Source organism: Aquiflexum sp. (assembly GCF_041749095.1).
GTDB lineage: Bacteria > Bacteroidota > Bacteroidia > Cytophagales > Cyclobacteriaceae > Aquiflexum.
In genome coordinates this window covers 1-1,628 of sequence record NZ_JBGTCA010000302.1, presented here as the reverse complement: position 1 = coordinate 1,628, position 1,628 = coordinate 1, and the positions used below count along the sequence as shown (strand labels likewise).

The following is a 1,628-nucleotide window of genomic DNA, read 5'->3' as shown; positions in this document are numbered from 1 at the left end:
CTTGGGAAGACAGCATAAGGGCGTTGAAAGAAGGCAAATTGATTCAATTGGATGTTTTGGATGTCAATGGAGATATATGTCTTCATGTATGTGATTTCGGGTTTAATGCGGGTCTGATTAAGAAATTTGAGGAAAGTGATGAAAGAGGCATGGGCAGTTATTTTAAAAGCTCTCTTGCCCAGATTTTCGAAAACAACAAATACAGATTCAACTTAGATTTGAAAGGTGAAAAAAAACTTGTCAATGCCAAAATGCTGGTTATCGCAAATGGTGATAGATATGGGACAGGTGCCAAAATTAACCCGACAGGGAAAATGAATGACGGTAAATTTGAGGTAATTGTCCTCAACCCCGACAGTTTAAAGGAATGGATGGCCTTGACGGTTGGGTTTATTAGAGAAGACTTTTCGGAGTTGGATTTTGTGCAGACGTATAGTGGAGAAAAAGTCATTATTGAAAATCCGGATAATGCCGCCTTTCATATAGACGGTGAATCGAAAGATCAAGAGGGAAAGGTTGAAATTACACTCAATAAGATGAAAATCGGGTTCTATACTAACTTTACAACTTAAAAAAACAGCAATTCCGGCCAGCGGATATATTCTTTTGGTAGAAGCTCTGGCTTATTTCCATTGAAACGGTGCTGTCAGTGGAATTTGGTGGAATGATGAAACTTACAGGCTTATCAATAATTCTTAATTGGATCGAAATCCTTGTTTTACTTCTTCACGCCAAAACTTCAAACCTTCCTGATTTGACCATTCTTTATCCGGGTAGTTGGGACTTAACAAAAGATTTGTTGTTCTCTTGACCAACATACCGTCTTTAACAAACCCATCACCTCTTTCCTTTAAATGTTTTATCATCCTGGACCTCCATAATTCAAGTCTTGCGGAATAGACTTTATCTGAAATTAAGTTTTCCGTTTCTCCCGGATCCTTATCAAGGTCAAATAGCTGCTCTTCTCCTGTGGAAAAAAACCAAATATACTTCTCCCTACCATCTGTAAGGGCAGCCCAATAATTATCAAACGCATAAGTAGAAGCATGTTCCAGGTCTATAAAATCCCTCCATTCTTCCGTATTTGGATTTGCCAAAAGCCCCAAAATTGAATTACCTTCCATGGCATTGGGTTTGATGCCGCCCGCTGCTTCCAAAAAAGTAGGCAAAATATCCCTGATTTCCACTGTATGGGCGAGTTTTTCCAATGAAACGTCATAGTCAAATGATTTGGGTGGTTTTATAATTAAGGGTACTTTTGAAGAACCTTCGTAGGCATAAGTTTTTCTCCAATGATGGTGATCACCAAGCATATCCCCATGATCTGACACAAATAGAATCAGACTGTTATCGTACATATTATTTTCTTTCAAAGCTGCAATGATTTTTCCGATTTGCTCATCGATAAAAGTGACCAATGCAAAGTAATGTCTCCGACTATGAAGTGCATGTTCTACTCCAAAATCTCCAAAAGCGGCTTCCCTTTCTTTTGGAAAGTTTCGGAATTTATCTGACCATGCTCCTTCGTAAGGGGCTTTGATGGGGAGATCTTCATACATGTCAAGAAAACGCTGAGGAGGGTCATAAGGACTATGGGGTCTTGCAAAAGAAACTTTCAAAAACAAGGG

General features: G+C 38.9%; 2 protein-coding genes. One reads left to right on the top strand and one right to left on the bottom strand.

What is annotated here, in order from left to right; all coding sequences use genetic code 11:
* A partial coding sequence (locus ACEW8O_RS13915) for a diacylglycerol kinase family protein (protein WP_373495231.1) occupies window positions 1-572 on the top strand: 572 nt, incomplete at its 5' end.
* Between the two features lie 123 nt (window positions 573-695).
* On the opposite strand, the gene ACEW8O_RS13910 is transcribed toward ACEW8O_RS13915, so the two are convergent.
* Window positions 696-1,628 (bottom strand): sulfatase-like hydrolase/transferase (locus ACEW8O_RS13910; protein ID WP_373495230.1); only part of this gene is annotated, 933 nt, incomplete at its 5' end.